At 35.1% G+C, this 370-nt stretch carries 1 protein-coding gene; it reads left to right on the forward strand.

Features of this window, described 5'->3' with window-relative positions:
- Positions 1 to 108 precede the first annotated feature (108 nt).
- A complete protein-coding gene (locus BGO88_RS01710) occupies positions 109 to 354 on the forward strand; it encodes a SymE family type I addiction module toxin (RefSeq protein ID WP_286705737.1) in 246 nt (81 codons plus the stop codon).
- The last annotated feature ends 16 nt before the right edge of the window (positions 355 to 370 follow it).

A 370-nucleotide genomic window follows, 5' to 3' on the forward strand; every position in this document is an offset into this window, starting at 1 on the left:
TGGCAAATGAAGTTTCTAAATTATGCTTTTTTCAATATAAAACATCCTGATTAAGAATTGATTACCCAAGAGGGCTTGTTTTACATCACGGCATAAAAGCACAATGATATGAAAAACGCCAGCAGAAACAAAGATAAGCTATTGGAAATACGCAAAATTACGGTTTGCCGTAAAGTATTTAACTTCCATAATTATCATCCCATAATCACCATTTGTGGCAAATGGTTAAAGAAAAGCGGATTCAGGGCAGGCGATAAGCTGTCTCTGAAAGTCTATGAAAAGAAAATCATCGTAGAAATCGAAATGCCAAGAGAAGAATTTTACAAGGAAAACCTGTGGGATATTAAGGATTAATAGGGCAGTAGAGTAG

The organism is Flavobacterium sp. 38-13 (assembly GCF_001899155.1).
Taxonomy (GTDB): domain Bacteria; phylum Bacteroidota; class Bacteroidia; order Flavobacteriales; family Flavobacteriaceae; genus Flavobacterium; species Flavobacterium lindanitolerans.